We start from the raw sequence: 24,299 nt of genomic DNA on the forward strand, positions 1-24,299 counted from the left end.
ATGCAGACCTTCCTGCCCGTCGCCGACTTCGAGGACAGCGCCCGGCTCCTGGACTCGCCCCGGCTCGGCAAGCAGCGGGTGGAGACCCTGCAGGTCCTGCGTGCCCTGGAGCTGCCCGACTACGGCTGGGTCTCGCACCCGGTCGTCCGGATGTGGCGGGGCCGCACCCCGGCGCTGGTCGCCTACGGGCTGGCGATGGTGCGGGTGTGGCGCGAGCGGGGCTTCGCCGACACCACGCACACGCTGATCGCCGAGTTCGCCCCCCACGTCGTCGGCGTGCCGCAGGAGGAGCTGGTCCGCGCCGGGCTGCTGCCCTCCTGGGTGGGGAACGAGGCGCTGCACCTGTCGCACCGGTCCAACCTGCTCGCGAAGGAGCCGGACTTCTACCGGCCGCGGTTCACCGAGCGCTTCGGGTCCGAACCCGACGACCTGCCCTACGTCTGGCCGGAGCCGGACGACGTCCCACCCCCGCCGGCGCCCGACGGCGTGCGGGTCTGGGTTGTGCGGCCCCGCGCCCACAACGAGCTCGGCGCGTGCCTGGCCGCCGGCGTCGTGGGGCTGGGCACCCAGTCGGGGATCGACGTCGACGCCACCGGACTGGACCCGGCGGAGCTGCGGGTGCTGTCGAAGGAGATCTCCGGCCGGCGCCCGGCCAAGGACCTGCGCCAGCTGTCGGCCTTCCTCGACGAGGTGCGCCCCGGCGACCGGGTCGGCCTGCCCATCGAGCACGGCGCCGGACTGCTGCTCGGCGAGGTGGTCGGGGAGTACCTCTTCGAGGGCCGGGAGCTCCTGCCGCACCGCCGTCCCGCCCGCTGGGACCGCGTGGTGCCCCGGTCGGCGGCCCGCCCGCCGGCGACGCTGCAGGACCCGCGCGCCCTGTTCTCCGTCGTCCTCGACCCCGCGCACGTGCCGGGAGACTGAGGGGATCGCGGCCCGCCGGCTGTGTCAGGGTGCCGGCGTGGCCAGACCACCGGTGCTCACGAGCCAGACCGCCGACTTCCCGCGCTGGTACCAGGACGTCGTCGCCAAGGCCGAGCTGGCCGACAACGGCCCGGTCCGCGGGACGATGGTGATCCGGCCCTACGGCTACGCGATCTGGGAGCGGCTGCAGCGCGAGGTCGACGACCGGATCAAGGCCGCCGGCGCCCGCAACGCCTACTTCCCGCTGTTCATCCCGGAGCCGTACCTGCGGCGCGAGGCCGAGCACGTGGAGGGGTTCAGCCCGGAGCTGGCGGTGGTGACGCACGCCGGCGGCCGGGAGCTGGAGGTCCCCGCCGTCGTCCGGCCCACCAGCGAGACGGTCATCGGCGAGTACATGGCCAAGTGGGTGCAGAGCCACCGCGACCTGCCGCTGCTGCTCAACCAGTGGGCCAACGTCGTCCGGTGGGAGCTGCGCCCCCGGGTCTTCCTCCGCACCACGGAGTTCCTCTGGCAGGAGGGGCACACCGCGCACGAGACCGAGGCGGAGGCCGCCGCCTACGCGCGACGGATCCTGCGCGAGGTCTACGCCGACGTCATGACCGAGGTGCTGGCCGTTCCGGTCGTGCCGGGGCGCAAGACCCGCCGGGAGCGCTTCGCCGGCGCGGTCAACACGCTGACCTGCGAGGCGATGATGCGCGACGGCAAGGCCCTGCAGATGGGCACCAGCCACGAGCTGGGGCAGAACTTCGCCCGCGCGTTCGACATCGACTTCCTCGGTGCCGACGGCGAGCGGCGGCTGGCCTGGACGACGTCCTGGGGCACCTCCACCCGCATGGTCGGCGGGCTGGTCATGAGCCACGGCGACGATGCCGGCCTGCGCCTGCCGCCCCGGCTGGCTCCGGTGCAGGCCGTGGTCGTCGTGGCCCGCGCGGGCGAGGGCGTGGCGCAGGCTGCCCGGACCGTCGCCGACGAGCTGCGGGCGCTGGGGGTGCGGGTCGAGCTCGACGACCGGGCCGACGTCCCGTTCGGGCGCCGTGCCGTCGACTGGGAGCTCAAGGGCGTCCCGGTGCGCGTCGACCTCGGTCCGCGGGACCTCGCCGAGGGGCGGGTCCCCGTCGTCCGCCGGGTCGCCGGGGGGTCCGCAGCGGTGCCGCTGGCCGGCGTGGCCGAGCAGGCCCGGCGCGCGCTGGAGGAGGACCAGGCGCGGCTGCTCGCGGAGGCCCGCGCCCGGCTCACCGAGCGGACCGCGGACGTGGCGACCGCCGACGAGGCCCTCGCCGCCGCCCGGAACGGCTGGGCTCGGATCGCCTGGGCGCGCCTCGGGCCCGACGGGGAGGCGCGGCTGGCCGAGCAGGGCGTCACGGTCCGCTGTCTGGTCCGGCCGGACGGCGGGCTGCCGGCAGCCGACGACGAGCCGGGGACCCTGGCCGTCGTCGGCCGCGCCTACTGAGCGCTGCCGGGCAGCGGCACGTTCTGCAGCCGCACCTGGCCGCGCGCGACCGGCTTGCCGTCGTCGCTGCGGGTCAGCGTGACCAGCCACAGCTGCAGGGTGCGGCCCTGCTGGATCGGCTCGGCCAGGACGTCGACCCGCCCGGTGGTGACCGGCCGGAGGAAGTCGGTGCTGTTGTTGACGCCGACCGCGAACTGGCCGCGGTCGACCACGGCCGCGCTCGCGCCGATGCTCGCGGCGGACTCGACGACGGTGCAGTACACGCCGCCGTGCACCACGCCCCAGGGCGTGTGCTGGTCCGGCCCCAGGTCGACGTGCCCGGCGACGCGGGTCCCGCTGACCTCGGTGACCTCGAACCCCGAGGCGGCGACGAACCGGCTCGCCGCGGTCAGCTCGACCGAGGGCAGGGCGTCGCCCACCCCGGTCACGCGTCCCACACCAGGCAGAACGGGTGGCCCACCGGGTCGGCGTAGACGCGGAAGTCGCCGCCGCCCCCGGGCAGCTTCCGGGCGCCCAGCGCCAGCACCTCCGGCTCGGCCACCTCGACGTCGGCCACGCGGACGTCGAGGTGGAACTGCTGGGGGCGGTCGGGGTCGGGCCAGTCCGGCGGCTGCAGGTCGGGCGCCTGCTGGAAGGCCAGCCGGTACCCCTGGCCGGTGACCACCACCCAGTCGTCGCCGGGCTGTCCCTTGCTGACCTCCATGCCGAGCAGTTCGGCGTAGAAGGTGGCGAGCGCGTGCGCGTCGGGGGCATCGATGACGACGGAGTGCAGCTGGCCGACCATGGCCCCATCCTGCGCACCCCGGCCCACCAGCGCGATCCCGGGCTGGTCCGCGCGGTGTCCCGGCTGCCGCGGCAGGATCGGGCCGTGGCTGCGACCCCCTCGACCGCTCCCCAGCTCGGCTCCCTGACCTGGCTGCCCGCCGCCGACCGGCCCGACCTGCTGGCCGCTCCGGTGGCCGCGGCACTCGGGGGGCTGACGGGGCCGGCGTGGGTGGCCGAGATCGACGACGACCTGGCCGACACCGCCGCCTTCCTCGAGGCCTACGGGGTGCCCGAGCAGGCCTCGGCCAACTGCGTGGTGGTGGCCGCGCGCCGGGCCGGGCAGACGACGATGGCCGCCTGCCTGGTGCTGGCGAACACCCGCGCCGACGTGAACGGGCTGGTGCGCCGGCACCTGGGCGCGCGCAAGGCGTCCTTCGCCCCGCAGGACGTCGCGGTCGCCGAGAGCGGCATGGCCTACGGCGGGATCACCCCGATCGGGCTGCCGTCGTCCTGGCCGGTGCTGGTCGACGCCGCGGTGGCGGCCACGGACCTGGTCGTCGTCGGGTCGGGCACCCGCGGCAGCAAGCTGGCCGTCCCGGGGCCGGTGCTGGCCGCGCTGCCCTCGGTGGAGGTCGTCGAGGGGCTGGGCCGCGAGCCGGTCGACCCGCCGCCGGCGGCACCGGCCGCCCCCGCCGAGCGGGCCCCGGACGACCGCGACGTCGGCTGGGGTGAGCGGCGCGACGACCGCTCCGCCGACGACCGCCGCTACCTGGAGGACCGGCCGCCGCACTGGGGTACCGACTGATCCCTCACAGCTGCCCCGGCGGCGTCGTCGCCCCCGGGCGGGACGGGTCGCGGCCGGGACCGGCCCCCTGCTGGGCGCGCAGCAGGTCGCGGATCTCGACGAGCAGCTCGACCTCGGTCGGCGCGACCGGATCGGGCTCGTGGCCCCGCCGGCGCCGCTCCGAGAGCCTCTTCATCGGCAGCACGACGAGGAAGTAGACGACCGCGGCGGTGATCGCGAAGGTGATGACCGCGTTGACGAACGCCGCCCAGTCGAAGACCTGGCCGTTGACCGTGAACGTGCCGCCCTCGGTGCCGCCGCCGCCGAACAACGCGATGAGCGGCTCCAGGAACGACGCGGTGAACTGGCTGACGACCGCGGTGAACGCGGCACCGATGACGACCGCGACGGCGAGGTCGACCACGTTGCCACGGAGCAGGAAGTCCTTGAAGCCCTTGAGCATGCGGCCCATCCACCCACAGCGGTGACGGGCTCGTCCACGCGCCACTCAGGGCGGGGGCGGGAGACTGAGGGTCAACGTCGCGGTGGCGGCCGCGGCGGCCAGGTGTGCGGCGGTGGCGTCGTCCACGGCGAGGAGCAGCAGGCCGTCGTCGGCATCGTCCGGCCCGGGTGCGGCGAGCACGAGGGAACCGGCGGCGACGACCTCGGCGCGCTCGGCTCCGGGCGCGGTCGCCAGGACGTCGACCCGGTCGCCGGGCCGCACGAGACCGCTGACCGCCAGGTCGGCCGGCCGTACCGGCGCGGCCACCTGCCCCGGGGCCAGCTGTGCGGTCAGGCCTGCACCCACCACGGCGGCGTCGGTGAGCGGTTCCCCGGCGCGCAGGCCACCGGCGAGCGTGGCGCCCACCAGCGGTGCGGGGTCGGACGCCGCCCCGGCCGGGCGCAGGGCGGTCGGGTAGCGGGCCACCGAGAGGTCGCCGGAGGCCAGCACGGCGCCCGGTGGCAGGTCGGCCGCGGCAACGACGACCGGCACGGTTGAGGGGACCGCCGCGGCCGCCGGGACGGGGGCCGGGCGCAGGGCCAGCACCAGGGCGGCGGCGGCCAGGAGCCCGGCGAGGGCCCGCCTGGCGGTGTGCAGCGGCGAGCGGGGACGGCGCAGACGCATGCGTCCACGCTCGCGGCTCGGACCCGCCCGAGGAGCGGCTACCGCCAGGTTGTGGAGGGACCGCGGGCCTGTGGACCCGCGGTGCGCATCAGCCGGCGGCGGCCTTGCTGGCCGACGAGCTCGACGCCGAGGAGCTGGCGGTCGACGACGAGGAGGACGAGCTGCTGCTCGACGCGCCCGCCGTCTCCTTCTTGGCCGAGGTCGACGACTCGCTGGAGGAGCTCGACCGGCTGTCGGTGCGGTAGAAGCCCGAGCCCTTGAAGACGACGCCCACCGAGCCGTACACCTTGCGCACCGCGGTGCCGCACGACGGGCACTCGGTCACCGGCGCGTCGGTGAAGGACTGCACGACCTCGAACTCGTGCCTGCCCTCGGGGTTGGTGCAGGCGTACTGGTACGTGGGCACGGCGGGAGCTCCTCGTGGGACGGGCCGGGCTAGCACTCTCACCCGGCGACTGCCAATGATGCGGGTTGGAACGCGCGACGTCCACGTGCCCGCGACGGGTGTCACGGGAGCGGGGGAGCCGCCCGGGTCGGTGCGCCGGTCCGTCGGCCGCCTCTCGGCGAGTGGCCGCTCGCGGCGGCGGGAGGTGAGGCCCGGGGGGCACGTACCGGACCGGCACCCCTCTCAACGCCTCCGGTGCCGGGACATTCCCGGGCGCGCGCCGGCCCGCGTGGAGTGCCGGTTGCGCGGGGCGCGAGGCAGGCCCAACGTCCCGCCGCGGCCCCGGTCGTCCGGCCCGCTGGGCTGCCGCGACACGCCAGTACGGTTCCGTCCGTGGCGCAGCGGTGGCTCGACGAGCAGCAGCAGCAGACCTGGCGGGCCTGGTTGACCGTGGCCGAACTGATCCCGCGGGTGCTCGACTCCCAGCTGCAACGCGACGCCGGGATCACCCACGCCGCGTACGTCGTCCTCGCGATGCTGTCGGAGGCGCCCGGCCGCAGCCGCCGTATGAGCGACCTGGCGCGGCGGGCCAACCAGTCGCAGAGCCGGCTCTCGCACACCGTCGCCCGGCTGGAGGAGCGCGGCTGGGTGCGCCGGGAGCGCTCGCCCGAGGACGGTCGCGGCAACGTCGCCGTCCTCACCGGTGAGGGGTGGGACGTCGTCCGCTCGGTCGCGCCGGGCCACGTGGCGGCCGTGCGGGCCGCGTTGTTCGACCCGCTCACCGAGGAGCAGGTCGCGGCGCTGGGCGAGGCGCTGCAGGCCGTCATCGACCGGCTGGACCCGGACCACAGCCTGCGGGTGGAGCACGGCGCCGACGTCGGGTGACGGCCGTGGGAGCATCGCGGCGAGGAACGAGCGAGGAGCGGACCGCGGCGCGGAACCGACCCGGGTCACCATCGGGTGACGGCCGCGGGAGCATCGCAGCGAGGGGGGCGAGGCCGAGGGAAGGGCGGGGCGGCCCGTCGTGTTGGCGCGGGTGATGTCCGAGCCGCTGCCGCTGTCCGTCCTCGAGCTGGCGACCGTCGGCTCGGGGCAGTCCACCGCCGACGCGCTGGCCGCCACCACCCGCGTGGCGCAGGCCGCCGACCGCCTCGGGTACACCCGGCTGTGGGTCGCCGAGCACCACAACATGCCGGCCGTGGCCAGCACCAGCCCGCCGGTGCTCATCGCGCATCTGGCCGCCGTGACCGAGCGGATCCGGGTCGGCTCGGGCGGCGTGATGCTGCCCAACCACGCGCCGCTGGTCGTCGCCGAGCAGTTCGCGTTGCTGGAGGCGCTGCACCCGGGCCGCGTCGACCTGGGCATCGGCCGCGCCCCGGGCACCGACCAGCAGACGGCGGTGGCGCTGCGCCGCGACCCGGCCGCGCTCTCCGCCGACGACTTCCCGCAGCACCTCATCGACCTGCTCGGCCTCCTCGGCGACCCCCGCGTCGAGGGCGGGCTCGCCGAGCGGTTCCGCGCCACGCCGGCGGCGTCGTCTGCACCCCAGGTGGTGCTGCTGGGCTCCAGCGGGTTCTCCGCGCAGCTGGCCGGCCACCTCGGGCTGCCGTTCGCCTTCGCCCACCACTTCGGCAGCCCGCACACGCTGACCGCCGTCGACCTCTACCGCGACACCTTCCGGCCCTCGCCGGTGCTGGAGCGGCCGTACACGATCGTGACGGCGAACGTGCTCGCCGCCGGGACCGACGAGGAGGCCCGCCGGCTCGCGCTGCCCGGGCAGCTCATGCGGCTGTCGATCAGGCTGGGCCGGCTGCGCCCGGTGCCCACGGTCGAGGAGGCCCAGGTCGACCCCGAGCGGGCAGCCGCGGAGGGGATGGCCAGCAACGCGATCGTCGGCGACGTCGCCTCGGCGGTCGACGGGCTGCGGCAGCTGGCCGCGGACACCGTCGCCGACGAGCTGGTCGTGACGGCGTCCACCCACGGCGTCGAGGAGCGGGTGCGCAGCCTCGAGCTCATCGCGCGGGCGTGGGGCCTGACCGCGCGGGACACCGCCGCCTGAGCCCTCAGGTCAGGTGCCGCAGGAAGGACGCCGGGCCGCCCCCAGCCCCTCGAGCACGGTCGACCTCCCGGGCCGCAGTCGCCGACGGGTCGTCGGTCCGCTCCCGTCAGCGGCCGAGGTGACGGTAGCGGTGCAGCCGGCTGCGGAACCGCTCCCCGTCGTCCCGCCCGAGCAGGTTCGCCAGCTCCTCGCCGAGCACGCGGCCCAGCCGCTGGCAGAACTCCGCCGGCTCGTCCGCGGCGTCGGGCCGCTCGGGCACCACCCGGTCGACGATCCCGGCGCGCCACAGGTCGGTCGCGCGCACGCCCTGCGACTCGGCCATCTCGCCGGCGCGGTCGACCGTGCGGTGCACGATCGCCGAGGCGCCCTCCGGGGGCAACGGACCCAGCCAGCCGTTGGCCGCCGCCAGCACGCGGTCGGCCGGCACCAGCGCCAGCGCGCCGCCGCCGGTGCCCTGGCCGAGCAGCACGGCCAGCGTCGGTGCCTTGAGCATGACCAGGTCCTGCAGGCAGCGGGCGATCTCGGCGGCCAGCCCGCCCTCCTCGGCCTCCTTGGACAGCGCCGCGCCAGGGGTGTCGATGAGGGTGACCAGCGGCAACCGCAGCTCGGCGGCCAGCCGCATGCCGCGCCGGGCCTCCCGCAACGCGGCCGGGCCGAGCGGCGCGGTCAGCGACTGGCCGCGCCGGTCCTGGCCGAGGACGACGCAGGGCGCGCCGCCGAAGCGGGCCAGGGCCAGCAGCAGCCCGGGGTCCTTCTCCCCGGCGCCGGTGCCCGAGAGCCCGACGACGTCGGTGGCCGCCGTGCGCAGCAGCCGGCGCACGCCGGGGCGGTCCGGCCGCCGCGACGCGGTGACGACCTCCCACGCGCTGCGGTGGTCTTCGGGATCGTCGGCGTCCGTGCCGTCCTCGGGCCTCGGCCGTTCGGCGTCGCGGACGTCGTGGTGCCAGGTCTGTCGGGCGGCGAGCACGCGCAGCGCCCGGTCGGCGACGTCGGCGATCTCCTCGTGCGGGACGACGGCGTCGATCAGCCCGTGCGCGGCCAGGTTCTCGGCGGTCTGCACCCCCTCGGGGAAGGGCTCGCCGTAGAGGGCCTGGTAGACCCGCGCGCCGAGGAAACCGATCGAGGCGCCGGGCTCGGCGATGGTGACGTGGCCCAGCGACCCCCACGAGGCCAGGACGCCGCCGTACGTGGGGTGCCGCAGGTAGACCAGGTACGGCAGCCCGGCCTCCTTGTGCCGGGCGATCGCCGCGGTGATCCCGATCATCTGCAGGAACGCGACGGTGCCCTCCTGCATGCGGGTGCCGCCCGAGACCGGCGCGGCCAGCAGCGGCAGCCCCTCCTCGGTCGCCCGCTCCACCGCCGCGATCAGCCGCTCGGCGGCGGCCGTGCCGATCGAGCCGGCGAGGAAGCCGAACTCACCGGCGATGACGGCCACGCGCCGGCCGCGCAGCAGGCCCTCGCCGGTGATCACCGCCTCGTCCTGCTGGGTCTTCTCCGCCGCGCGGGCGAGCTCGGCGGCGTAGGACTCGGGGACCTCGCCGATGTCGATCGGGGCGTCCCAGCTCTTCCACGAGCCGGGGTCGAGGACGAGGTCCCGCAGCGCCCGCGCGTCGAGCGGGCGGGTCACGAGGACAGCCAGGCGCGGATCGCCTCGTTCGAGGCGCCGAGCACCGGCGGCGCGGCGTGGTCCCGGCGGGTGGTCTCGGTCTCGCCGTCCGGGCCGGGGGCGAAGAACCGCAGCGGCGGGCCGGGCAGCTGCAGCCGGCCGAGGGTGGCGTGCTCGACGTCGACCAGCAGGCCCTGCGACAGGGTCTGCTCCCACGTGTAGACCTCGTCGATCGAGCGCACCTTGCCCGCCGGGATGCCGGCGGCGGCCAGCCGGGCCAGCAGCTCCTCCGGAGCGATGTCGGCGAAGGTCCGCTCCAGCAGTTCGATCACCTGCCCGCGGTTGCCGACCCGCTCGCCGTTGGTGGCCAGGCCCGGGGCGTCGGGGTCCAGGCCGAACTCGGCGCACAGCTTGCGCCACAACCCCTCGGAGCCGCAGGAGAGCTGCACGCTGCCGCCCTTGCAGTGGAACAGCCCGTACGGCGCGATCGACGGGTGGTGGTTGCCCTGCGCGCGGCCCACCTTCCCCGCCACCGTCCACGCCGTTCCCTGGAAGGCGTGCACGCCGACGATCGCCGCCAGCAGCGAGGTGCGCACCACCTGGCCGCGGCCGGTGCGCTCCCGCTCCATGAGCGCGGCGAGCACGCCGTAGGCGCCGTACATGCCGGCGAGCAGGTCACCGATGGGGACGCCGACACGCTGCGGGTCGTCCGGACCGGGACCGGTCAGCGACATGAGGCCGGCTTCGCCCTGGGCGATCTGGTCGTACCCGGCCCGCCCGCCCTCCGGCCCGTCGTGGCCGAACCCGCTGATCGACAGGGTCACCAGCCGCGGGTTGAGCGACTCGAGCACGTCGGTCCCGAAACCGAGCCGGGCCAGCGTGCCCGGGCGGAAGTTCTCCAGCAGCACGTCGGCGCGGCGGACGAGCTCGCGCAGCAGTTCCTTGTCGCCGTCGTCCTTGAGGTCCAGGGTCACCGACTCCTTGTTGCGGTTGGTGCAGAGGAAGTAGGTGGACTCCCGGTCGCCGTCCTCGGGCTGGACGAACGGCGGGCCCCAGCCGCGGGTGTCGTCCCCGGTGCCGGGGCTCTCCACCTTGATGACCCTGGCGCCGAGGTCGCCCAGCATCATCCCGGCGTGCGGGCCGGCGAGGGCGCGGGTCAGGTCGACGACGAGGACGCCGTCGAGCGGTCCAGACACGTTCAGGTCTCCGTTCCGGTCAGAACCACGACGGGATGACGACGAACACCAGCCAGGCCAGCAGCGGCCCGACGGCGACGACGATCCCGGCGTAGGCGAGGATCTGCTTGTAGAAGCGGTCCTTGTCGACGTCCTGCGCGTTGGCGAGCACCAGCGCACCGTTGGTCGAGAACGGGCTGACGTCGACGATGGTCGAGGAGACCGACAGGGCGACCACGACGCCCACGGCCCCGATGGTGCCGGCCTGGAGGAACGGCACCGCCAGCGCGATGGCGACCCCGATGATCGCGACGGACGACGCGAACGCCGACACCACCGCGCCGATGTAGCAGAGCAGCAGCGCGATCAGCAGCGGTGCGCCCAGACCGATGACCGCCTCGCCGACGTAGTCGATCGCGCCGGCCTCCTGCAGGACGAACACGTAGGTCAGCACGCCGGCGATGAGCAGCACGGTCGACCAGCTGATCTGGCTGACGGCGTTCTTGTGCCGGGCGGCGGCGAACAGGGCGAGCACCGTCGCGACGGTGATCGCCACGAAGCCGATGTCGAGGTCGAACACCAGGGCCAGGACGGCGACGACGGCCAGGCCGATGAGGGTCAGGATCTGGTCGACCGTGACCTTCTGCCGCTCCGGCTGCGTGGTGTCGCCGCCGTCCGCTCCACCGGCTCCCCCGGCTCCACCGGCTCCACCGGCTCCTCCGGCGGGACGGTCGCCACCACCGACCGCCGGGCCGGGCGAGGCACCGTGCCCGCGGACGACCGTGGCCTCCGCGTGCTCGGCCTCCGCCGGCACCGTCGCGGCGACCTTCCGCCCGATCAACTGGCGGCCGCCGAGCACGATGAAGAGCACGACCGCGATGGCCAGGTTGAAGAACAGGCTGCCCAGGAAGACCGCGACCGGGCTGCTCGGCAGGCCCTCGTCGTCGACGATCGTGTTGACCGTGACTCCGTAGACGCTGATCGGCGAGAACCCACCGCCCTGGGCCCCGTGGATGACCATCATGCCCATGAGCAGCGGGTTGATCCCGTGCCGGACGGCGAAGGTCAGCGCGATCGGCGCGATGATCGCCACCGCGGCGGGGGAGAGGGCGCCGATCGCGGTGAGCAGCGCGGTGACGAAGAACATGATCCACGGGATCGCCGCGACGTGGCCCCCGACCAGTCGCACGGCGCCCCGCACCAGCAGGTCGACGGTGCCGTTGTTCTGGGCGATGGCGAACAGGTAGGTGACGCCGATCAGCGTCACCACCAGCTCGGCGGGGAAGCCGGCCAGGATGTCGTCGGTGGTCAACCCGACCGACAGCGTGCCGACGATGAACGCGGCGGTGAAGGCCAGTGCGCCCATGTTGATCGGCAGGAACGTCGCGATCGCGAAGATCACGACGAGCGCGAGGATGGTGACGATCTCGGGTGACACGGTGGGCTCCCACGGCGTCGGGGGATGAGGGCGTGATCACTGTCTCAGTGACCGGTCGGTAGCGCCTCCCAGCCCCCGGAGGGCGTGACGACCGCGGTCACCAGCCGGTCGTGCAGCTCCGACGGCAGGTCGTCGACCAGCTCGTCGTCGAACACCAGGGCCACCAAGCGGGCCTCGGGGCGGGCGTGCCGGAGTGCCCGGTCGTAGTACCCGCCGCCGCGGCCCAGCCGCACGCCGGACCGGGACACCGCCACCGCCGGGACGACGACGACCTCGGCCGCGCCGAGCGCGGTCGGCCCCAACCGCGGGCCCACCGGCTCCATCAGGCCGAAGCGGCCCGGCGCCAGCCGGCCGGTGTCGACCGCCCACCCCAGCTCCCGCCCGTCGGGGGGGACCACCGGCAGCAGCACCCGCGTGCGCAGCTGGGTGTAGGCCGCCGGCAGCCGGCCCGCGCCGGGTTCGGTGGGGTCGGGGACGAAGGCCGCCAGCGTCCGGACGTCGGCCAGCCCCCGCAGGAGGGCGGCGGTGACGGCGGCGGCCGCCGCGGCCCGCTCGTCGGCGGGGCGCGTCGCGCGCCGGTCGAGGAACCGGGTGCGCAGCGCCGCCTTGGCCGCGGCCACGTCGTCCGGAGGGTGCACCGTCGCAGGCTAGTCAGCGCCGCCGCTCGCCCCCTCACCAGGCCGGGTGGGCCGTCGTCGGGCCCTACTACGCTCCGTCCATGCCGACTTCGAGCTCCCGCCCGGCGCGGAAGGCCGTCATCCCGGTCGCCGGCCTGGGGACCCGCTTCCTGCCGGCCACCAAGGCGGTGCCCAAGGAGTTGCTGCCGGTGGTCGACCGGCCCGCGCTGCAGTACATCGTCGAGGAGGCCGCACGCGCCGGGCTGGCCGAGGTGCTCATGGTCACCGGGCGCAGCAAGGCCGCGATCGAGGACTACTTCGACCGGTACCCCGAGCTCGAGGCCGCGCTGGAGAAGAAGGGCGACGCCGACCGGCTGGCAGCCGTCCAGGCCGCGACCGACGTGGCCCAGGTGCACTTCGTGCGGCAGGGCGAGGCCCGCGGGCTGGGGCACGCGGTGCTGCAGGCGGCGGCTTTCGTCGGTGACGAGCCGTTCGCCGTGCTGCTGGGTGACGACCTCATCGACGCCCGCGACCACCTGCTCGAGCAGATGCTGGAGGTGCAGGCGCAGCAGGGCGGCTCGGTGATCGCCCTGCTCGACGTCGGCCGGGAGAACATCGACAAGTACGGCGCGGTCGCGGTGGAGGACGCCGAGGGCGACGTCGTCACCGTCACCGGGCTGGTCGAGAAGCCGCCGGTGGAGGAGGCGCCCAGCAGCCTGGCCATCATCGGCCGGTACGTGCTGGCGCCGGAGGTCTTCGACGCGCTGCGCCGGACCGCGCCCGGTCGCGGCGGGGAGATCCAGCTGACCGACGCCCTGGCCGCCCTCGTCGAGCAGGGTGAGCCGGTGCACGGGGTGGTGTTCCGCGGCCGGCGCTACGACACCGGTGACCGGCTGGACTACCTCAAGGCGGTCATCCGGCTGGCCTCCGAGCGCGACGACCTCGGCCCCCCGCTGCGGGCCTGGCTGACCGAGTTCGTGGCCGACCTGTCCCCGAAGGGCGCGTCGCAGGCCTGAGCGCGGCAGCTCAGGGGGGAGCATCGACCTCCGTGGCGGGTATGACCGAGGACGGCACGCGCGGGGCGCCCGCAGGACAGCGGGACACCACGGCGATGGACCTGCGCCAGGGCACGCTGGTGCCCGCGGCGCCGGAGGGGACCCACGAGACGACGGCGATCGACCGCGGCCAGGTCCCGCCGCCGCCGGCCGGACCCGAGGCGCCGACGCCGCGGACGGTCGAGCAGCAGCTCGACGAGATCCTCGCCGCCGTGCCCCAGCCCGACCCGATCGAGCTGGCCGTCCTCGACGCGCAGGGGCTGCTCTGCGCGGAGGAGGTCGTCAGCCAGCGGGCGCTGCCGGCGTTCGACCAGGCCGCCCTCGACGGCTATGCCGCCCGCGCCATGGACCTCGAGGGCGCCACTCCCGGCGAGCCGGCCTCGCTGGCGGTCGTGGGGGAGACCGAGACCGGCGCCAGCGGCCCGTCGTCCATCGGGCCCGGGCTGGCGATGAAGGTCTCCGCCGGCGCGATGCTGCCCACCGGCGCCGACGTCGTCGTGCCGGCGGTGTGGACCGACCGTGGCATGGCCACGGTGGCGGTGCACGCGGCCGTGGCGCCCGGCGGGTACGTGCGGCGCACCGGGGACGACGTCGCGCCGGGGACGACGGCGGTGCAGGTCGGCACCCCGATCGGCCCGGCCCAGATCAGCCTGCTCGCAGCGGTCGGCCGCGACCGCGTGCTGGTGCGCCCGCGGCCGCGGGTCGCCGTGCTCTCGGCGGGGGCGGAGCTGGTCGACATCAGCACCCCGCCGGCTCCCGGCCAGGTCGTCGACGTCAACAGCTACGCGCTGGCGGCCGCGGCGCGCGACGCCGGCGCGGAGGCCTATCGGTCGGGGATCGTGCCCGCCGACCGGCGCCGACTGTCGGAGGTGCTGGAGAGCCAGCTGCTGCGCAGCGACCTGGTGCTCATCGCCGGCACGCTCGCCGCCGAGGGCGACCTGGTGCGGGAGGTGCTCGCCGAGCTCGGGGACATGCGGTTCTCGCAGGTGTTCATGCACCCCGGACCGGTCCAGGCCTTCGGCCGGCTGGGCCGTGACGGCGTCCCGGTCATCTGCGTGCCCGGTGAGCCGGTGGCGGCGCTGGTCGCCTTCGAGGTGTTCGTGCGCCCGGCGATCCGGCTCATGCTGGGCAAGCGGCAGCTGTTCCGCCGCACCGTGCAGGCGATCGCCGCCGAACAGTTGACCTCCCCGCTGGGGTACCGGCAGTACCTGCACGGCCAGGTCATGCGCCACCCCGACGGCGGCTACGTCGTCGAGCCGCTGGGCGACGGCGACGGGGCGATGCTGGCGCGCATGGCCCGGGCCAACTGCCTGATCGTGATCGACGAGGACGTCACCGAGGTGGCCGCCGGGGGGCTGGTCACCGTCATGCCCCTGCTGCTGGGCGGCTGACCCGACCCGTGCCCGACCCCGTGCAGCACCCCGGGTGGCCGGCCCGGCTGTCCTTCGGGCCGGTCGAGCTGCACCCGCCGCGCCGCCGCGACGCCGAGGAGTGGAGCCGGGTCCGGCTGGCCAACGAGGAGTGGCTGGCCCCGTGGGAGCCGACGGCGCCGGCGCCGTGGGCGGCCCGGCACACCCCGCAGTCGTACCGGGCGATGCGCCGCGCGGTGCTGCGTCGCGCCGTCGCGGGGACGACGCTGCCGTTCGTCGTCCGGGTCGAGGGGCGGCTGGCCGGGCAGGTGACCATCGACAACGTCGTTCGGGGGGCGTTGCGCTCAGGCAACCTCGGTTACTGGATCGACCGCTCCGTGGCCGGCCGCGGTCTGGCCTCGCTCGCCGTGGCGATGGTCTGCGACCACGCGTTCGGGCCGGCGCGGCTGCACCGGCTGCAGGCCGACATCCGGCCGGAGAACGGCCCGAGCCAGCGACTCGTGGAGCGCCTCGGGTTCCGGGCCGAGGGGCTGCTGCGCCGCTACCTGGACATCGACGGGGACTGGCGCGACCACCGGTGCTACGCGCTGCTGGCCGAGGACGCGCCGGAGGGGGTCCTCAACCGCTGGCGATCGGCTCCACCGCGCTGACGCCGGCCGCCCTACCACGCGGACGGCCGTCCCCCGTGGGGCTCTTTGTCGACACGCCGTGCCGACGACACTCCAGTCACACGACACTTCAGTGACACACCCGCGCGCCTCCCTCGAACGGGGGAGTGCAGGCCGTAACTTCGCCCGGCAAGTGACTCGTGTGACGGGTGGTGTTCTGGATGGGTTCGGGCGTGCTGCTGGCCGCTCTGGTCGTGCTGTGGTTCGTCGTGCTGGTCCCGATGGTGGTGACCCGCGGTGACTCCCAGACGGGTCGGGTCGGCCTGACCGACTCGGGCCGGACCCTGCAGCGGCGACGAGCGGTGGACCCGTCGGTCTACGCCGAGACCGAGAAGGTCTCGATCGACCGCGGGGCCCTGCTGACCTCCGGCGAGCTGCGGGTCGACGTGCACGCGGTGCGCCGCCGCACGCTGGCCGGCCTCGTGGCGCTCACGCTGCTGGCCCTGGCCGGCGCGCTGGTGTACAGCCCGTGGCTGTGGATCGCGCAGGGCGTGCTCGACCTCGCCGTCGTGGCCTACCTGATGGTGCTGCGCGCCGCCGCGCGCCGGGAGCGGCTGGCCGCCCGCCGGGCCGCCCGGGCCGCTGCCCGCGCCGCCCGCCAGCCGGCTGCCCGGCCCGCCGCCCGGCCGGTGCCGGCGCCGCGCCCGGCGCCGGTGCAGGAGGCGCCGGCCGCCGCGGAGGTCCACCACCACACCGTCGACCTGCCGCACCCGAGCCTGCCGCTCGCGCCGGTGCACCCACTGCGCCCCGGCCGCGTCGTCGCGGCCCGCGCCGGAGCACCGGCCGGCTGGCAGAACAGCGCCGTCGTGGGCCTGGACGACGACGACATCGGATTCGCCGACATCGACGTCTACCAGCCGCGCAAGGTCGCCAACGGATGAAGGACCACCCCCGAGGGCCCCACGCCTCACACGCTCGGCGCGGGGCCCTGGAGGGTGGCCGGTCCAGTGCGTCACCGGACCGGTGCCGCCCCCGTGGCGGCGCCGGTCCGGGCGGACGGTAGACTCGTCTCCCGTCAGGGGCTGTAGCGCAGTCCGGTAGCGCACCTCGTTCGCATCGAGGGGGTCAGGGGTTCAAATCCCCTCAGCTCCACCCCGACACAGGAGAGCCCCGCCGGGAGACCGGGCGGGGCTCTCCTCATCGTGCCAGGGCCTCTGGTCCCCGGGACGGCGTTCCGTCACCGGCCGGGACCGTTTCGCCACCCGCGGGTGCTCCCCGCGCACGACCGGCCACCCATCGTGCCCCGCGCCCGTGCGTCGCGGCGTCCCCGCGTGTTGCGTTGGAGCGGGCGAGTGCGGTCCGGGAGCGTCGCGCGGCGTGACCCGACACCCAGGCGTTCCCCTCCGGCAGGCCCGTGCCGCGCTGCGGCTCGGCGTCCTCGTGGCACTGGTCGCCGGGACGGTGGTGATGACGCCCGGGGCCGCCGCGGCCGCACCGACGCTGACGTCGGGGTTCGTCGTCGTCGACCTGCCCAGCGGCCAGGACGAGCTGCTCACCGACGTCGCCTTCCTGCCCGACGGGGGCTGGCTCACCACGGGCAAGAACGGGCGGGTGGCCCGGGTGGCGGCGTCCGGGGAGGCGCGGACGGTCGCCGAGCTGGCCGTGGTGACCTCCGGGGACCTCGGGCTGGTCGCCGTCGAGGTCGCGCCCGACGGGACGGTCTACACCGGGCGCACGCTCGACGTCGACGGCCGCTGGACGATGCGGCTGTCGGCGTGGACCCTCACCGACGCCGACCTGGTCGACGAGCGCGTCGTCCTGGAGCTGCCGGCCGGGTCCGACGTCCACGGGCTGACCGGGGTGGTGGCCGACCCGGACGGCTCCCTGTGGGTCACCGTCGGCGACAGCTCCGACTTCCGCGCCGTGGACCCGCTGGCGCTGCGTGCGCTGGACCCCGCGAGCGGCTACGGCAAGCTGCTGCACCTGCTGCCCGACGGGCGCGGCGTCCCGGACAACCCGTTCTACGACGCGGCCGACCCGGCGTCCTGGCAGAGCCGGGTGTACGCCAGCGGCTTCCGCAGCCCGTTCCGCTTCACCCTCGACCCGGTGACCGGGGTGCCCGTCCTCGGCGACGTGGGCTGGGAGATCTGGGAGGAGGTCGACGTCGTCCGGCCCGGCGCCAGCTACGGCTGGCCGTGCTGGGAGGGGGAGGAGCGCACCCCGGGCTACCGCGACCTGCCCGGCTGTCAGGATGCGCCGAACACCGCGCCGCTGTGGACCTACCGGCACGGACCGGCCGGCACGGCGGTGACCGGCGGCGTCGTCTACACCGGCACCGCGTACCCGGCGGAGTACCAGGGCGCCTACTTCTTCGGCGACTACTCGTCCCAGCGGGTCTACACGCTGCGCCACGACGTCGACGGGCGGCTGGTCCGCGCCCCGGAGGCCGAGGGCTTCGGTGCGGGCAACGGGCTACCCGTGGCGTTCGTCGCGGCCCCGGACAACGGCGACGTCGTCTGGGCCGACATCGGCGGCAGCGTGCTCAAGCGGCTGGTGTACGCGCCCGGCAACCGCCCCCCGACCGCGCGGGCCACCGCCACCGTCGACGCCGCCACCCGCACGGTGACCTTCGACGGCAGCGCGTCCAGCGAGTGGGACGGCGAGCCGCTGACGCACCGGTGGGACTTCGGCGACGGCAGCACCGGTGAGGGCGCCGTGGTGCAGCACACCTACGCCGACGCCGGGCCCGTCACCGCCCGGCTCACGGTCACCGACCCCGGCGGGGCGGAGGCGAGCACGACGCTGACCGTCGTCCCGGACAACAGCCCGCCGGTGCTCACGCTCTTCGCGCCGCCGGCGGACCGGCGCTACACCCCCGGCGACCTGGTGCAGGCCACCGCACAGGGCACCGACGCCGAGGACGGGCCGCTGACGGTCCGGTGGAGCGAGGTGCTGGTCCACTGCAGCGGCGGGCTGTGCCACGAGCACCCGGGGGAGTCGTTCGAGGGGCCGGAGTACTCACGCCCGTTCGTCGACCACGGCGAGGGCACCCGGCTGGTGGTGACGGCGACCGTCACCGACGCCGCCGGGGTCACGGCGCGCGCGTCCTTCGAGGCGCTGCCGATGGACCGCGTCTAACGCGCGCTGCGGAAGTCCGGCTGCCGCTTCTCGAGGAAGGCCCGCACGCCCTCGCGGCCCTCGGGATCGGCGGCGGACTCGGCGATCAGCCGCGCCTCGTCGTCCAGCTGCTGCTCGAGGGTCCGGACGGCGGCCTGCCGCACCAGCGCGCGGGTGCGCACCATCGCCCGCACCGGGCCCGACGCCACGGCCTGCGCCAGCGCGACCGCCGCCTGGTGCACCTCCTCGTCCTCCACGAGGCGGGCGACCAGGCCGAACATGTGCGCCTCGGCCGCGGTGAGCGCGCCGTTGGTGAGCATCAGCTCCAGGGCCCGCGGGGCGCCGAGCGCGCGGGTCAGCGCCCACGAGCTGCCGCCGTCGGGGGAGTAGCCGATCGCGCCGTACGCCGGCCGGATCTTGGTTGACCGCGCGCAGACGACGATGTCGCACGCCCCCATGAGCCCGACGCCCGCGCCGGCGACCGCGCCCTGCACCCCGGCGACCACGGGCACCGGGCAGTACAGCAGCGCCCGGATGACCTCGTGCCAGTCCTGCGCCAGCTGCCCGACGTAGCCGGCCGGGTCGTCCGCGCCGGCGAAGGAGCGCACGTCGCCGCCCACGCAGAACCGCTCCCCGTTGGCCAGCAGCAGCACGGTGCGGGTCTCGGCCGGGCGCTCGCGCAGCGCCGCGGCCAGCTCGGCGGCCATCGCCGGGTCGAGGGCGTTGCCGGTCTCGGGGCGGTCGAGGGTGATCCCCCAGACGTCGCCGTCCACCCCGGTCAGCACCCGCGGTCGGTCCTGTGCGCTGGTCATCGCCGTCTCCTCCGTGCCGGTCCGCCGTTGTCGTGGGGGGTCACGGTACGGAGGTCCGGGTGCCATGCCCCGGGCTCGTCTGCACCTCGCGGTCGATCGCGGCGGGTGTCGCGCCGCGCACCCCGGGTCAGAACCACGAGGGGAACCACATCCGGTCGAGCCACTCGGCGTGCGAGAGCGGCTGCCCGGTGAGCACCGGGTAGAAGAAGACGAAGGTCGCCGCGACGACGCCGACGTACAGCGCGACCACGCCCAGTCCCACCTGGCGGCGCCAGCGGTCGCGGCCCGGCCGGCCGAGCACGTCCTGCAGAACCAGCACCACCGCCAGCACGAAGAACGGGACGACCGGGGCGGTGTAGAAGGCGAACATGGTCCGCTCGGGGTTGAGGAACCAGGTGCCCCACCCGGCGGCGACCGCCGTGGCCACGACCAGCGCGGAGGGGTCGCGGCGGGCGACCAGCCGCCAGGCCAGCCAGACCAGCGCCGGCGCGAAGGCCAGCCACAGGGTCGGCGTCCCGACCATGAGGATGTAGCGGACCACCTGCTCGCCCGCGGCGTCAGTGAGCCCCTGCGGGTTCCACAGCAGGATCGGCCGGCCGTTCACCAGCCACGTCCACGGACCGGACTCCCAGGGGTGCGGCGTCGACAGCCCGTTGTGGAACCGCAGCCACTCGGCGTGCTGGTGCCACAGCGAGCGCAGCGCGTCGGGCACCCACGGGACCGCCGTCGCCGGGTTCTGCTGCGCCCAGGCCCTGCCCTGCGAGGTCTCCCCGAGGAACCAGCCGGTGAAGCTGGCCAGGTAGGTGAGCACCGGGACGGCGGCCAGCGCCCACAGCGCTCCGGGCAGCCCGCGCCGCGCGGCGGTGAGGGTCGGGCGCGGGACGCCGGCCTCGCGCCAGGCGGCGCGGTCCCAGAACAGCGACAGGACGGCGAAGAGGGCGAGGAAGTACACCCCGCTCCACTTCACCGCGCAGGCGCAACCGAACAGGAACCCGGCCGCGATCCGCCAGCCGCGCGGGCCGAGCCGGAAGCCGGTGGTGGACTGCGCGGCCCGGACGCGCTCGCGGACCCGGTCGCGGTCGACGACCAGGCAGGCCACCGCGCCGACGACGAAGACCTGCAGGAACACGTCGAGCAGGCCGATGCGCGACAGCGAGAAGGCGAACCCGTCCAGCGCCAGCAGGAGGCCGGCCACCAGCCCGAGCAGCGTCGACCCGGTGAGCCGCCGGCCCAGCCGGGTGAGGACGACGACCGCGACGGTGCCCGCCACCGCGGACGGGAACCGCCAGCCGAACGAGTCGTAGCCGAAGAGGTGGATGCCGCCGGCGATCAGCCACTTGCCCAGCGGCGGGTGCACGATGAACGTGTAGCCGCGGTTGTACTCGTGCCCCCACTCGAGCAGCTCGTGCGCCTCGGGCGGGTAGTAGGCCTCGTCGAACAGCAGGTCCGAGGGGTAGCTGAGGTCCCAGATCCGGACGACGAACGTGACCACGCCCAGAACCGCCGCGAGCACCCAGGACAGCCGCCGGTCGGGGGGCAGCGGAGGTGTGCGGTCGCGCCGCGGCCGAGGGAACGGCGGGCGGTGTCCCCGGCCCGACCGGGGCTCGCCGGGCTCCCGGTCCGTGCGATCGGGAGCCAGCACCGCCATGGGGTCAGGGTAGTGACAGGACCCGCCTGCCCCTCGGCACTCGCGAGCTCGCGCCGGGCCCCTGCCGGCGGGCCTGCGAGCTCCGGCGTGACAGGCTCGGCCGCGTGACCGGACGCCTGGTGCTCGGCGGTGCCCCGCTCGGCCAGCCCGGCGACGTCGGGCCGCGGCTGCGGTCGGCGATGGCGTCGGCGGACGTGCTCGCGGTCGAGGACACCCGCCGCCTGCACCGGCTGGCCGCCGACCTGGAGGTGACCCTGACCGGGCGGGTGGTCACCTTCCACGAGTCGGTGGAGCGCTCCCGGCTGCCGGGGCTGCTCGACGCACTGGCCTCCGGGGCGACCGTCCTCCTGCTCACCGACGCGGGGATGCCGTCGGTCTCCGACCCGGGCTACACGCTGGTGCGGGCGGCGATCGACGCGGGCGTCGCGGTCACCTCGGTCCCCGGGCCGTCGGCGGTGACGACGGCGCTCGCGGTCTCCGGCCTGCCGGTCGACCGGTTCTGCTTCGAGGGCTTCCTGCCGCGAAAGGGCGGGGAGCGGCGGTCGCGCCTGGCCGGACTGGCCGACGAGCGCCGCACGATGGTCTTCTTCGAGTCGCCGCACCGGCTCGCGGACGCGCTGACCGACGCCGCGGCCGCGTTCGGGCCGGACCGGCCGGCCGCCGTCTGCCGGGAGCTGACCAAGACCCACGAGGAGGTCCGCCGCGGGTCGCTGGCCGACCTGGCGTCGTGGGCGTCCGAGGGGGTGCGCGGGGAGATCACCCTGGTGGTCGGCGGCGCGCCGGCGGGCCCGGCGCCGGTCGACCCGGTGCAACTGGCCGCGCTCGTGGCCGACGAGGAGGCCGCGGGAGCCACCCGCAAGGACGCCATCCGCGCCGTCGTCGTCCGCACGGGGCTGCCGCGGCGCACCGTGTACGACGCCGTCCTCGCCGCCAAGGAGCCCTGACGGACGCCGAACCCCGCGGTATCGGAAGCGACACCGTCGTATTGGGCGCCGTGACGGGGGTATTGGAAGCGATACCGCGACACGCGCGGCCATGATCGCGGCTCACGCACGGGGGGTGGGGTCAGCTCACCCGCAGTTGGGCGGCGCGCATCGCGTAGACGTCGAGGACCCGCCGGCGGACGGCCTCGGGGTCGCGACGGACGTCGGCATACGTGAACCGGAGGACGACCCATCCCAGCGCAGCCAGGGCCGCGTCGCGAGCCAGGTCCTTGCGCCGGTCCTCCGGAGACGTGTGGTGCCGCGCACCGTCCAACTCCACGGCCAGCTTGACCTCGGGCCATGCACGGTCGAGGCGGATCCCACCGGTCGGCAGGGCGATGCGGTACTGCCCGACGCTGCGGGGCAGGGATCCGTGGATGAAGACATTGAGGACGCCGAGCGCCTCCAGTTCGCTCTTGCAGCCGTCGTCAGCCAGGTCGATGGCCTGGGTGAGCAACCGGTGACCGCCGAGGTTGGGCCGATCCGCCGCGGCGTCGCGGAGCAGGGGCACGGTGGTCATCCTGCGCCGGATGGCTTCGAGCAGGAGGGGACGCCGCTGCTCCGGCTGCAGGAGGGGCCAAGCATCGACGACCGCCCGAGGCACGTCGGTGATCAGGAGACCGTGGCGGACGTCGCACTGTGGCGGTTCCGCCCGGAAGTGCAGGCGTCGGTGGACGATCAGATCTGGAGCGCCGGCTCTGCGGACGGACTCGTCGACGGTCATGTGCAGCGGTCGCTGCAGGGCTGACAGCCCCCACACCGCGAGCGCCGTCGTGTGACTGAGAGCGGCACCCGGTCCGGCATGGCGCAAGGCCGCACGGAGCACGAGGTCGTCGCTCTCCCGGTGACGTGCACTCCGGTAGACGTGAGGGAAGACGCGAACGATCCGCCGTCGCCGCACCTCGTTGTCCAGCGCGGCGACGGGCACGCGTTGCAGCAGTTCCTGACGGGTTGCCAGCCCGCCCAGCTCGTCCAGCAGAGCCGCGATGACGTCACGCCATTCCACGAGGCGAAGCCTCGCCAGGGCCGGAGAGCAGCAGTCGTGGAAGCGTCGATCCGTGGACAACCGCCTGACTTGTTGACAGAGCCCGACATGAAGGCGGTATCGGAAGCGATACCTGCGTCAGGGAACCCGGGACCAGGGCATCGCTTCCGATACCGCCAGAGGGCCGACGGGTCCAGGGCTCAGAGCCAGCCGTTGCGCTTGAAGCCGCGGTACAGGAGCACGCAGGCGCCGATGATCACCAGGAGCACCAGCGGGTAGCCGAAGCGCCAGTGCAGTTCCGGCATGAACTCGAAGTTCATCCCGTAGATCCCGGCGATCGCGGTGGGCACGGCCACGATCCCGGCCCACGCGCTGATCTTCCGCATGTCCTCGTTGTCGGCCTGGGAGGTCCGGGCGAGCGACGCCTGCAGGATCGAGGTCAGCAACTCGTCGAGGCCGGCGACCTGGTCGCGTACCCGGATGGCGTGGTCCTCGACGTCGCGGAAGTAGGAGCGCATCGCCTGCGGGACGACGTCGACCTGCCGCTCGGCCAGCTTCTGCAGCGGCACCTCCAGCGGCGAGACCGCCCGCCGCAGCGACATCAGCTCGCGCTTGAGCTGGTAGAGCCGGCCGATGTCGTCGGTGCGCCGGTCGCTGAACACCGACGCCTCCAGCTCGTCGACGTCCTCCTCGACCGCGGCGGCGACGTCCACGAAGTCGTCGACGACGTGGTCGGCCACCGCGTACAGGACCGCGGCCGGGCCCAGGCACAGCAGGTCCCGCTGCGCCTCCAGGCTGCGGCGCAGTTCGGCGAGCTCGCCGTGCTCCCCGTGCCGCACGGTGATCACGTAGTCCCGGCCGAGGAAGACCATGACCTCGCCGGTGTCCACGACCTCGCTGGTCGCGGTGAGCCGGTCGTGCGCCACGTACGTCGCGGTCTTGAGCACCATGAACAGGGCGTCGTCGTAGCGCTCGAGCTTGGGCCGCTGGTGGGCGTAGACGGCGTCCTCGACCGCCAGCGGGTGCAGCCCGTACCGGTCGGCGATCCGGCCGAGCTCCTCCTCGGTGGGCGCGTAGAGCCCCAGCCAGACGAAGCCGCTCCGGGCGACCGCCTCCTGCAGCGCCGCCTCCGGGTCGACCGGGGCCTGCCGGCGGCCGTCGACGTAGACGGCGCAGTCGACGACGGGGCCCACGCCGTCGGAGCGGGACGGCGTCGTGCGCGGCGGGCCGGCCGGGCGCGGGCGCAGGGTCGGCGGATCCGGCCGCGGCCCGCCCGGCGTGCTGCGGGGGATCTCCGTGCCGGTCATCCCGCTCTCCTCCTCCGGTCCGGTCCAGCACGTCAGCGTAGGCATGCGCGCCCGGCGCACCCGTGCCACGCTCACCTGGGTGAACCAG

The 24,299-nt window shown here is 75.1% G+C and carries 24 protein-coding genes and 1 tRNA gene; 12 read left to right on the forward strand and 13 right to left on the reverse strand.

All coding sequences use genetic code 11. The annotated features are described in order from the left end of the window. Together ACI782_RS01290 and proS are read left to right on the forward strand one after the other, a co-directional pair. A complete protein-coding gene (locus ACI782_RS01290; RefSeq protein WP_456905274.1) occupies positions 1 to 921 on the forward strand; it encodes an MSMEG_6728 family protein in 921 nt (306 codons plus the stop codon). Between the two features lie 37 nt (positions 922 to 958). Further along, positions 959 to 2,371: a proline--tRNA ligase gene (gene proS, locus ACI782_RS01295; RefSeq protein WP_456905276.1), complete on the forward strand. Its 1,413-nt coding sequence runs from the start codon at positions 959 to 961 to the stop codon at positions 2,369 to 2,371. Here the strand turns inward: proS and ACI782_RS01300 are convergent. Both ACI782_RS01300 and ACI782_RS01305 read right to left on the reverse strand, forming a co-directional pair. After that, positions 2,365 to 2,799, reverse strand: a complete 435-nt coding sequence (locus ACI782_RS01300; protein ID WP_456905278.1) for a PaaI family thioesterase — start codon at positions 2,797 to 2,799, stop codon at positions 2,365 to 2,367. The two genes, proS and ACI782_RS01300, sit on opposite strands and share 7 nt — an antisense overlap. Continuing rightward, positions 2,796 to 3,155 (reverse strand): VOC family protein, encoded by a 360-nt coding sequence (locus ACI782_RS01305; protein WP_456905280.1) that lies wholly within the window; start codon positions 3,153 to 3,155, stop codon positions 2,796 to 2,798. Before ACI782_RS01305 ends, ACI782_RS01300 begins: the two co-directional genes overlap by 4 nt. Positions 3,156 to 3,239: 84 nt before the next feature. Between ACI782_RS01305 and ACI782_RS01310 the strand changes: the two genes are divergently transcribed. Next, positions 3,240 to 3,941, forward strand: a complete 702-nt coding sequence (locus ACI782_RS01310) for a YbaK/EbsC family protein (protein ID WP_456905282.1) — start codon at positions 3,240 to 3,242, stop codon at positions 3,939 to 3,941. Between the two features lie 4 nt (positions 3,942 to 3,945). On the opposite strand, the gene mscL is transcribed toward ACI782_RS01310, so the two are convergent. From mscL to ACI782_RS01325, 3 genes are all read right to left on the reverse strand, one after another. Further along, on the reverse strand, positions 3,946 to 4,383 hold the full coding sequence (gene mscL, locus ACI782_RS01315; protein WP_456905284.1) for a large conductance mechanosensitive channel protein MscL: 438 nt from the start codon (positions 4,381 to 4,383) through the stop codon (positions 3,946 to 3,948). 45 nt (positions 4,384 to 4,428) lie between these two features. After that, positions 4,429 to 5,046 carry a Flp pilus assembly protein CpaB gene (cpaB, locus tag ACI782_RS01320; protein ID WP_456905286.1) on the reverse strand — a complete coding sequence of 206 codons (618 nt, stop codon included), beginning with the start codon at positions 5,044 to 5,046 and terminating at the stop codon, positions 4,429 to 4,431. Between the two features lie 88 nt (positions 5,047 to 5,134). Beyond that, positions 5,135 to 5,452, reverse strand: a complete 318-nt coding sequence (locus ACI782_RS01325) for an FmdB family zinc ribbon protein (protein ID WP_456905288.1) — start codon at positions 5,450 to 5,452, stop codon at positions 5,135 to 5,137. A 372-nt stretch (positions 5,453 to 5,824) separates the two neighbouring features. Here ACI782_RS01325 and ACI782_RS01330 point away from each other — a divergent pair, with 372 nt between their 5' ends. Both ACI782_RS01330 and ACI782_RS01335 read left to right on the forward strand, forming a co-directional pair. After that, the gene (locus ACI782_RS01330; protein WP_456905290.1) at positions 5,825 to 6,316 is read left to right on the forward strand and encodes a MarR family winged helix-turn-helix transcriptional regulator; all 492 of its coding nucleotides are present in this window, start codon (positions 5,825 to 5,827) and stop codon (positions 6,314 to 6,316) included. 154 nt (positions 6,317 to 6,470) lie between these two features. Next, positions 6,471 to 7,490 (forward strand): LLM class flavin-dependent oxidoreductase, encoded by a 1,020-nt coding sequence (locus tag ACI782_RS01335; RefSeq protein ID WP_456905292.1) that lies wholly within the window; start codon positions 6,471 to 6,473, stop codon positions 7,488 to 7,490. A 106-nt stretch (positions 7,491 to 7,596) separates the two neighbouring features. Here the strand turns inward: ACI782_RS01335 and ACI782_RS01340 are convergent, their stop codons facing one another. The 4 genes from ACI782_RS01340 to ACI782_RS01355 are packed head-to-tail and all read right to left on the reverse strand — an operon-like array spanning position 7,597 to position 12,347. Beyond that, positions 7,597 to 9,117, reverse strand: a complete 1,521-nt coding sequence (locus ACI782_RS01340) for a carboxyl transferase domain-containing protein (protein ID WP_456905294.1) — start codon at positions 9,115 to 9,117, stop codon at positions 7,597 to 7,599. Beyond that, entirely contained in the window at positions 9,114 to 10,292 is a 1,179-nt protein-coding gene (locus ACI782_RS01345; RefSeq protein ID WP_456905296.1) for a CaiB/BaiF CoA transferase family protein, read from the reverse strand. The genes ACI782_RS01340 and ACI782_RS01345 overlap by 4 nt, the downstream gene beginning before the upstream one ends. A 19-nt stretch (positions 10,293 to 10,311) precedes the next feature. After that, positions 10,312 to 11,709: an SLC13 family permease gene (locus ACI782_RS01350; protein ID WP_456905298.1), complete on the reverse strand. Its 1,398-nt coding sequence runs from the start codon at positions 11,707 to 11,709 to the stop codon at positions 10,312 to 10,314. Between the two features lie 44 nt (positions 11,710 to 11,753). Further along, positions 11,754 to 12,347, reverse strand: coding sequence for a 5-formyltetrahydrofolate cyclo-ligase (locus ACI782_RS01355; protein ID WP_456905300.1), 594 nt, complete (start codon positions 12,345 to 12,347; stop codon positions 11,754 to 11,756). Between the two features lie 80 nt (positions 12,348 to 12,427). On the opposite strand from ACI782_RS01355, the gene galU reads away from it, so the two are divergent. From galU to ACI782_RS01385, 6 genes are all read left to right on the forward strand, one after another. Next, on the forward strand, positions 12,428 to 13,342 hold the full coding sequence (gene galU, locus ACI782_RS01360; RefSeq protein ID WP_456905302.1) for a UTP--glucose-1-phosphate uridylyltransferase GalU: 915 nt from the start codon (positions 12,428 to 12,430) through the stop codon (positions 13,340 to 13,342). Between the two features lie 41 nt (positions 13,343 to 13,383). Beyond that, complete coding sequence (gene glp, locus ACI782_RS01365; protein ID WP_456906109.1) at positions 13,384 to 14,772, forward strand: molybdotransferase-like divisome protein Glp; 1,389 nt, start codon at positions 13,384 to 13,386, stop codon at positions 14,770 to 14,772. 8 nt (positions 14,773 to 14,780) lie between these two features. Beyond that, a complete protein-coding gene (locus ACI782_RS01370) occupies positions 14,781 to 15,401 on the forward strand; it encodes a GNAT family N-acetyltransferase (RefSeq protein WP_456905304.1) in 621 nt (206 codons plus the stop codon). Positions 15,402 to 15,580: 179 nt separating this feature from the next. Next, positions 15,581 to 16,300, forward strand: a complete 720-nt coding sequence (gene sepX, locus ACI782_RS01375; RefSeq protein WP_456905306.1) for a divisome protein SepX/GlpR — start codon at positions 15,581 to 15,583, stop codon at positions 16,298 to 16,300. Between the two features lie 137 nt (positions 16,301 to 16,437). Then, a tRNA-Ala gene (locus ACI782_RS01380) sits at positions 16,438 to 16,511 on the forward strand. Positions 16,512 to 16,736: 225 nt separating this feature from the next. After that, complete coding sequence (locus tag ACI782_RS01385) at positions 16,737 to 18,497, forward strand: PQQ-dependent sugar dehydrogenase (RefSeq protein WP_456905308.1); 1,761 nt, start codon at positions 16,737 to 16,739, stop codon at positions 18,495 to 18,497. Here ACI782_RS01385 and ACI782_RS01390 read toward each other — a convergent pair. Together ACI782_RS01390 and ACI782_RS01395 are read right to left on the reverse strand one after the other, a co-directional pair. Then, positions 18,494 to 19,288, reverse strand: coding sequence for an enoyl-CoA hydratase/isomerase family protein (locus tag ACI782_RS01390; protein ID WP_456905310.1), 795 nt, complete (start codon positions 19,286 to 19,288; stop codon positions 18,494 to 18,496). The genes ACI782_RS01385 and ACI782_RS01390 overlap by 4 nt on opposite strands. Positions 19,289 to 19,415: 127 nt before the next feature. Beyond that, positions 19,416 to 20,936 carry a dolichyl-phosphate-mannose--protein mannosyltransferase gene (locus tag ACI782_RS01395; RefSeq protein WP_456905312.1) on the reverse strand — a complete coding sequence of 507 codons (1,521 nt, stop codon included), beginning with the start codon at positions 20,934 to 20,936 and terminating at the stop codon, positions 19,416 to 19,418. Between the two features lie 104 nt (positions 20,937 to 21,040). Here ACI782_RS01395 and rsmI point away from each other — a divergent pair, with 104 nt between their 5' ends. After that, positions 21,041 to 21,880: a 16S rRNA (cytidine(1402)-2'-O)-methyltransferase gene (gene rsmI, locus ACI782_RS01400; RefSeq protein ID WP_456905314.1), complete on the forward strand. Its 840-nt coding sequence runs from the start codon at positions 21,041 to 21,043 to the stop codon at positions 21,878 to 21,880. A gap of 121 nt (positions 21,881 to 22,001) precedes the next feature. Here rsmI and ACI782_RS01405 read toward each other — a convergent pair whose 3' ends face one another. Together ACI782_RS01405 and corA are read right to left on the reverse strand one after the other, a co-directional pair. Then, positions 22,002 to 22,925 carry a DUF559 domain-containing protein gene (locus tag ACI782_RS01405; protein ID WP_456905316.1) on the reverse strand — a complete coding sequence of 308 codons (924 nt, stop codon included), beginning with the start codon at positions 22,923 to 22,925 and terminating at the stop codon, positions 22,002 to 22,004. 179 nt (positions 22,926 to 23,104) lie between these two features. Continuing rightward, positions 23,105 to 24,211, reverse strand: a complete 1,107-nt coding sequence (corA, locus tag ACI782_RS01410) for a magnesium/cobalt transporter CorA (protein ID WP_456905318.1) — start codon at positions 24,209 to 24,211, stop codon at positions 23,105 to 23,107. Positions 24,212 to 24,299 lie beyond the last annotated feature (88 nt).

The organism is Geodermatophilus sp. SYSU D00703 (assembly GCF_054050155.1).

What these genes read in the sequence shown, in the direction of transcription:
- ACI782_RS01395 (WP_456905312.1), bottom strand. Translation starts at nt 20,936, where the DNA reads ATGGCGGTGCTGGCTCCCGATCGCACGGACCGGGAGCCCGGCGAGCCC.
- corA (WP_456905318.1), bottom strand. Translation starts at nt 24,211, where the DNA reads ATGACCGGCACGGAGATCCCCCGCAGCACGCCGGGCGGGCCGCGGCCG.
- sepX (WP_456905306.1), top strand. Translation starts at nt 15,581, where the DNA reads ATGGGTTCGGGCGTGCTGCTGGCCGCTCTGGTCGTGCTGTGGTTCGTC.
- ACI782_RS01290 (WP_456905274.1), top strand. Translation starts at nt 1, where the DNA reads ATGCAGACCTTCCTGCCCGTCGCCGACTTCGAGGACAGCGCCCGGCTC.
- glp (WP_456906109.1), top strand. Translation starts at nt 13,384, where the DNA reads ATGACCGAGGACGGCACGCGCGGGGCGCCCGCAGGACAGCGGGACACC.
- cpaB (WP_456905286.1), bottom strand. Translation starts at nt 5,046, where the DNA reads ATGCGTCTGCGCCGTCCCCGCTCGCCGCTGCACACCGCCAGGCGGGCC.
- ACI782_RS01305 (WP_456905280.1), bottom strand. Translation starts at nt 3,155, where the DNA reads ATGGTCGGCCAGCTGCACTCCGTCGTCATCGATGCCCCCGACGCGCAC.
- mscL (WP_456905284.1), bottom strand. Translation starts at nt 4,383, where the DNA reads ATGCTCAAGGGCTTCAAGGACTTCCTGCTCCGTGGCAACGTGGTCGAC.
- ACI782_RS01390 (WP_456905310.1), bottom strand. Translation starts at nt 19,288, where the DNA reads ATGACCAGCGCACAGGACCGACCGCGGGTGCTGACCGGGGTGGACGGC.
- ACI782_RS01335 (WP_456905292.1), top strand. Translation starts at nt 6,471, where the DNA reads ATGTCCGAGCCGCTGCCGCTGTCCGTCCTCGAGCTGGCGACCGTCGGC.
- galU (WP_456905302.1), top strand. Translation starts at nt 12,428, where the DNA reads ATGCCGACTTCGAGCTCCCGCCCGGCGCGGAAGGCCGTCATCCCGGTC.